This window comes from Hydrotalea sp., assembly GCA_030054115.1.
Classification (GTDB): domain Bacteria; phylum Pseudomonadota; class Alphaproteobacteria; order JASGCL01; family JASGCL01; genus JASGCL01.
This window is the reverse complement of sequence record JASGCL010000012.1, coordinates 34,317-41,195: the sequence shown is the minus strand read 5'-3', so window position 1 is coordinate 41,195 and position 6,879 is coordinate 34,317. Positions and strand designations below refer to the sequence as shown.

The window sequence follows — 6,879 nt, the reverse complement described above, 5'->3', positions numbered from 1 at the left end:
AATTGCGCGACGCGGTTATTATCGGCGAAAGCCCATATGACCCGGAAAATACTGCGCTACGCGCTTAATGGCGCGCGCGGGCATCTATCGCAAGCAAATCATCTATAATCAAAAATTAAGCCCCAAGCCCGCGCCGGCGAAAATGGCTAAAGAATCTGAATCATGCTCTATGTTACTGACCATGCTGTTGCCGGCGTTTTTAATCGCAACGGCGTAAATACAACGCAGGTTAATATCAGCATGAAACAAACCATTGTCATAATCCAATGCGATTTGCGGCACGACGGCAAAACCGATGCTTTGGCTGGGCAGGGCATTGTCGCCATTACCCGCGTCGTTGCTTACGCTGGCCGTGGCGAATGTCGCCCCCGCGTTGACCAGGCTTTGCATCTGGGTGGGGGTTAGTGCGGCGGCGGTGTAAACATCGAACGGAATCGTTACCAGGGCACTGTTGGCAATGGATTGTGCCAGGGCAAGGAATTGTGGGTCAGGGTTGGCAATTGTGGCATAGCCCGCAATATAGGCGTTGGCAAATTGCTTACCCGTGGCGATCGATTCCAATGGCTTGCCCTTTATTTTATTCAACCCGTCGACAGTTTTTACCATATCCCGCCATACGCCAAAATCGATTATACCCTTGGTATAAGTAATAGCGCCAGATAAAAACAATTGAGCGATTTCGGAATTTAATGTGCTGGTGTTAACCTTGGTTTGCGCACCCGGCACGTTGCAGGTCGCCCCGCCGTCGCTATCGTTATCAAGATAATAAGAACAATCTTGCCCCACCACCGAATAAAAGGCATTGCCGGCGACCCGCGCGCCACCGCGTGCCCCCGATTGCGCGTTGCCGGCCGCCGTCGCGGTGTAACTGCGTTTTGCAATATTAACCCCCGCCCCCACCCCGATGCGCAACCCCCAAAGGCCAACATCGTCCAGGTCGAATCGGTAGCTGGGGGTTAGGGTGATGATGTTATCCCCCTCGGCATAATCGTAACCGCCGCTATTGCCGGCGCGGTTGAGCGATAGGTAATCGGTCGCGAAGCCAAAGCCACCGCTGTTGGTGTAGCCGATGCTGGCGCCATAGCCGAAGGAATTTTTGAGGCTGGCGGGTTTTCCGCCAAAATGATAAACATAACCCGCGTTGGCCGTGATGATGATTTTGCCATCGATGGCATCGGCCAATATATTTATATTTGTATTTTTTTCAGCGACGGTGGACGTGCCGCTAGTTGCTATTTCTGCCCTAACATTGTGGGCAAAACCCCCAATGAATATTACAACCAAGGTCACAATGAATTTTGTAACGAACGACTTGCTTAAAGCAGTGACGTTTTTATTCTTCATTGTTAAATATATCTTTCTATCTTACTTTCTCCTATATCTAGAAAAAATAAACAATTGCAATCGCATTGTCAACCAATGTTTTGAAATATTCATTTTTTTGATATTAGTCAGCACCATTATTACATCAAGTAATTAATGTGGCGTGCCCCCTACAATGTCCCTACAATGCATAAGCCATGGATTATTAAATGGCTTCTAAAAATTTAAGCCAACACCCACACCGGCAAAAATTGCCAAGGAGCCGGAATTGGCGATGAGATTATAACCAAAAACATTGCCGCCATTTTTTGCCGCGATGGCATAAACATAACGCAGGTTAATATCGGCATGGATTAAGCCATCGTCGTAATCCAACGCGATTTGCGGCACGACGACAAAACCAAGCTGGTGATTATCGGTGGGGGCAAGGGCGGTTGACGACGGCGCCGGATCCGTCAATGCGGCTGGCGTCGGCGTCGGTGTCGGCGTCGGTGTCGGCGTCGGTGTCGGTGTTGGTGTTGGTGTTGGTGTTGGTGTTGGTGTTGGTGTTGGCGTTGGTGTCGGCGTTGGTGTCGGTGTCGGTGCGGGTGTCGGCGTCGGTGTCGGCGTCGGTGTCGGTGTTGGTGTTGGTGTTGGTGCGGGGTTTTGTGCCGCTGATGTTAGTGTGCCCGATGAAGAGGACGAACAGATGCCGTTGGCATAGGTAAAATTGGGGCCATAGGCTCGGCATTCTGCGATGCCGGCCAAGCTGTTGATAACGCCCTGCGAAATTGCGCCGGCCCCCGAACTGGTCGTAATGGTTACGCCGTGCATGGTGGCGGTGCTGTTGGCGGCAACCGCCTGTAACTCGGCGCGGGTAAAGCCCCGGTTGTATAAAAACATGGCTATGTCCTCATCGGTCGTGTTGAAATTTGGCAATGGCCCGCCGTGAATGAAACAACGGTTGGCAAGGCTGGCCGAGGTGGTGGCCGAATCAGATACCCCGCTGAAGGGCGTGGTGTTGGTCGCGCCGCAAATGGTTAATGGTAATGTATAACCATTTTGCTGTTGATATGTCGCGCCGCCGGCGACCCGCGCGCCACCACGTGCCCCCGCTTGCGCGTTGCCGGCCATCGTCGCGGCGTAACTGCGTTTTGCAATATTAACCCCCGCCCCCACCCCGATGCGCAACCCCCAAAGGCCAACATCGTCCAGGTCGAATCGGTAGCTGGGGGTTAGGGTGATGATGTTATCCCCCTCGGCATAATCGTAACCGCCGCTATTGCCGGCGCGGTTGAGCGATAGGTAATCGGTCGCGAAGCCAAAGCCACCGCTGTTGGTGTAGCCGATGCTGGCGCCATAGCCGAAGGAATTTTTGAGGCTGGCGGGTTTTCCGCCAAAATGATAAACATAACCCGCGTTGGCCGTGATGATGATTTTGCCATCGATGGCATCGGCCAGTAAGTTTTTATTTATATTCGTATTTTTTTCAACGGCGGCAGTTGCGTCCCCGTTTGTAATATCGATTGTCTGCGCCTTAACATTATATGCGAAAATCGCAATGCCTATCCCAACGAACGCTCCCCGTAACAATGTTAAAGCAATGCTGTATTTTTTATTCATTGCTATTGCCCCCTCTCCTATTAACATTGTCCGCCAAAGCCAAAAAAATAGCAACAACCAGCGGTTGTTTTTTGCGATAAAATAGGGGGGGTATCTTTTTTTAACTTTAAAATAATGTTTAACTATTTATGAAAGTTAAAAACAATAAAATACTAGCGCAGTGGTTTTTAGCCGATGATGGGCAGGTGAATAGTCGTCTTTCGCATTATTATTACTTCTTTAGGATTATGTTAGGTTTATATTTTAGGTTTTGAATATAATATAGTTTTATATTTATTGTCAGGTTTTTATTTTTTGGCTTGGTTTTTTTATCGTAAGCAAAAAAGTTTTATATTTTATGAAACGATTTTAGAAATGATTAACAAACGACAGACAAAGAAAATAACGTAAAATGAAATAAAATAGAAATGGGCATGCAAGCGGCGTGGATGCCAGCGTGCACCAAGCATGCCACGACTTAGCAAATGTAATAAATGCCCGCCCGATGCCGCGAATCGACTATTGGTCAAGCGCGCGATGGGCGAGCATCATCGGCATGCCGTTTTTGGGTTTCAGGGTGATGCCGGAAAATAATTCAGGTTTAAAATTGGCGGGTTTTAGCGTCAGGGTAAAATCACGGAGCACCTGGGCCAGGACAACCGCCCCCTCCATCTGGGCGAATTGCCAGCCGATGCAAAATCGCGGGCCGGCACCAAATGGGTAATAGGCGCCGCGCGGCAATTGTTTTTCAAATTCGGCCGTCCAACGTTCGGGTAAAAATTCTTCGGGGTTTTTAAAATACCGCGGGTCGCGATGCGACAGGTAGGGTGAAAAAACCAACTCATCGCCATTTTTTATGTTATAACCATCCATCGTAAAATCCTTCACCACATGCCGGCCAATAACCCAAGCGGTCGGGTAAAGGCGCAGGGTTTCCTTAAAAACCTGTTGCGTGTATGGCAATTGCCCAAGGTCAGCCAGGGTTAGGTCGCGCTTGTTGGCGTCTTTATCGCCCAGCAGTCCGGCAATTTCGGCCTGCATTTTTTTGCGCACCCGTGGGTTTTTGTCAATCAAATACCATGCCCATGCAAGGGCGTTGGCGGTTGTTTCGTGGCCGGCCAAAAAAAACGTCAGGGCCTGGTCGCGTATCATTTTTAACGATGCGCGGTTTTGTTTTTTGTTTTTACCCATCGGATAAATTTCGAGCAACATCGATAACAGGTCTTGGTCTTGGTCATCGTCTTGTTTTTTACGCGCCGCGTTTTTAAGCGCGCGCTGTTTTATTTTTTCGGCGACCAATGTATTTATGACGCGATGAAAATAATGTTTGTGATAAAAAATCTTTAACGTCGCCGGCACCGGCAGGCGTAGCAAAATAAACGACAGGGGGTTGATAATCATTTTATATAGTTGATGGCCGAGCACGTCGGTCGAACGTTGAATCTTTTCAACCTCCCCCGAAAAGGTCATGTCAAACAACGTGCGGGTAACGATTTTCATGGTCAGGTCGTGCATCTCCTCATGAATATCTAGCACCTTGCCAAGCGGCAAGTTGGCGAAATGTTTTTTGGTTTCGGCCACCATGTGTTGGCAATAACTATCGATGCGCTTGCTGTGAAATCGCGGTTGAATGGCGCGGCGTTGCACGCGGTGCGCCGGTTCGTCAGATGTCAGTAACCCCTCGCCCAGCAACATGCTCAGCAATTTATGGCCACTACTTTTTTCCACATTTTCATATTGCTCGACCAGGGCGGCACTGACCATGCTGGGGCGACGTAAAAAATACACCGGTCGAAAACTGGGATAGGTATAATAAAGAACAAAAATATCGCCGTAGCGTTCAACATTATCGGCGGCGAATTGTAAAAAATTATCGCGAATATATTTTTGTTTTTTTAACAGGGCGAAAAACCCGCGCACATCATTGGTGAATGGCCCCTTTGGGGTTTGAGGTGGTTGCGCGGGTTGCTTAGAAGAATCTTTTGTAAAATGCTCAACCAGTGTTTTTTTTATTTTGCTCATTAATTTGCCATCACTATATTTTTTAACCACCCAACCATGGTTCATTGTATAACAAGCAATCGATAATAACAATCGATTAAAAATAAAATCGCAAAATAAAATTACAACTTACTGGAGGCCAAGTGGTTAAGCGGGTGCGTAAACCGCCTGGCGCGGCGGATAAAAATACCAGCGCGCGATTTTTTATAAAGTTGCGCGGTTGGCGCACGGCCGATAATTAGCAACGGCAACATGGCCGATAATCTGCGCCAGCGATACCAGCGGTGAAATTGCCACCAACAATCGCTCCCCATGATGAAGGCAAACCGGTCGCGCGGGTGATTGGCCATGATATGCCGCACCGCGTGATATGTAAATTGGTAACATGGTTTGTCGGGCAGGGTTTTTATTTTAATACATGGGTGGCGCGCAATTTTTTTGGCTTGGGCAACGCGGGTGGCAACGCTGGGCACATCGGGTTTTGCCTTTAACGGGTTTTGCGCAACCACCAACCACCAAATTTCGTCCAAGCCAAAATGCCGCAATGCCAGCAATGACGCGGCGCGGTGGCCGGCGTGGGCCGGGTTGAAACTGCCCCCCAGCAGGCCAATTTTTCGCCCGTGATGTTTGGTTTTTTTGGGTGAAGCCTGCCCGTCGCTTTGTTTTAAAAAACGCAAATGGCGCGACGGCGCGAAATAATGCGGGCGTGCGGTTAAGGACGACATTGCCCGTCACCATAGACGCGGTAATAATAGGTGCAAAGTTCGCGCGCCCCCACCGGCCCGCGGGCGTGGAATTTGCCGGTGGCGATTCCGACCTCTCCACCAAAGCCAAATTCGCCGCCGTCGGCAAATTGGGTTGAGGCATTGTGGAGGACTATCGCGCTGTCAATATTTTTTAAAAATTTTTCGGCGGTGTTTTTGTCGCCGGCAACAATCGCGTCGGTGTGGTGTGACCCATAATGGTTGATGTGGGCGATGGCTTCGTCAACATTGCCAACAATTTTTACCGCCAGGATTTTATCCAAAAATTCGGTGAAGTAATCCTCGTCGGTGGCCGGCGTCGCCGTGATATTATGTTGTTGCAACAGGCGCAACGATTCGGGGCAGGCACGCAACGCCACCCCACCCGCCACCAGCGGTTTGACCAATGTCGCCATGTGGTTGCCGGCAATGGCGCGGTCGAGCAATAATGTTTCCATCGCGCCGCACACGCCGACGCGCCGCAATTTTGCATTGTCGATGATGTTGGTCGCCATGGCGACATCGGCCGAGGCATCGACATAGACATGGCAATTGCCGTCCTCATGGGCGAACACCGCCATGGTGGCGTTTTGTTTCACCGTGCGCACCAGGTCCTTGCCACCGCGTGGAATAACCACGTCGATATAATCATTCATCGCCAATAATTCCTTCACCGCCGCGTGCCGTTTATCCATCACCATTTGGGTTTGTTGGTCGGGCAGGTTACATTGGCGCAACACCGCCTGCATCAGCTCGACCAATTTTTTTGACGAATGAAAACCGGCCGACCCGCCGCGCAATATGGCGACATTGCCCGATTTTAATGTCAGGGCGAAAATATCGACCGCGACATTGGGGCGCGATTCATAAATCGCCAAGACAACGCCCAGCGGGCAGGCAATTTTTTTTATCGTCAGGCCGTTGGGGCGCGTCCATTCATCAAGCACTCGCCCCACCGGGTCGGCCAGGTCGGCGATGGCGCGCACGCCGGCGGCCATGGCGGTGATGCGTTTTTCGTCAAGCAACAACCTGTCGCGTAGGGCGGCCGATAGGTCATTGGCATTGTCCATATCAATTTTGTTGGCGGCGAGAATCGATTGCTTTTCCGCCAACAACATATCGGCAAATTGTTGCAGGGCGTTATTTTTTTCGTCAGGCGACAGTCGCGCCACGGCGGGCGAAATTTTTTTGGCGGTGGCGGCGATGGTGCGTAAATTATCGGTCATTTTTT

5 protein-coding genes are annotated in these 6,879 nt (G+C 50.2%); all 5 read right to left on the bottom strand.

What is annotated here, in order from left to right; all coding sequences use genetic code 11:
* Positions 1 to 108 precede the first annotated feature (108 nt).
* Complete coding sequence (locus QM529_03855; protein ID MDI9313797.1) at positions 109 to 1,344, bottom strand: hypothetical protein; 1,236 nt, start codon at positions 1,342 to 1,344, stop codon at positions 109 to 111.
* 195 nt (positions 1,345 to 1,539) lie between these two features.
* Positions 1,540 to 2,925: a hypothetical protein gene (locus QM529_03850; GenBank protein MDI9313796.1), complete on the bottom strand. Its 1,386-nt coding sequence runs from the start codon at positions 2,923 to 2,925 to the stop codon at positions 1,540 to 1,542.
* Positions 2,926 to 3,423: 498 nt separating this feature from the next.
* Positions 3,424 to 4,926, bottom strand: coding sequence for a cytochrome P450 (locus tag QM529_03845; GenBank protein MDI9313795.1), 1,503 nt, complete (start codon positions 4,924 to 4,926; stop codon positions 3,424 to 3,426).
* 101 nt (positions 4,927 to 5,027) lie between these two features.
* A complete protein-coding gene (locus tag QM529_03840; GenBank protein MDI9313794.1) occupies positions 5,028 to 5,630 on the bottom strand; it encodes a hypothetical protein in 603 nt (200 codons plus the stop codon).
* Complete coding sequence (locus QM529_03835) at positions 5,618 to 6,874, bottom strand: glutamate-5-semialdehyde dehydrogenase (GenBank protein ID MDI9313793.1); 1,257 nt, start codon at positions 6,872 to 6,874, stop codon at positions 5,618 to 5,620. The genes QM529_03840 and QM529_03835 overlap by 13 nt, the downstream gene beginning before the upstream one ends.
* Positions 6,875 to 6,879: the final 5 nt, after the last annotated feature.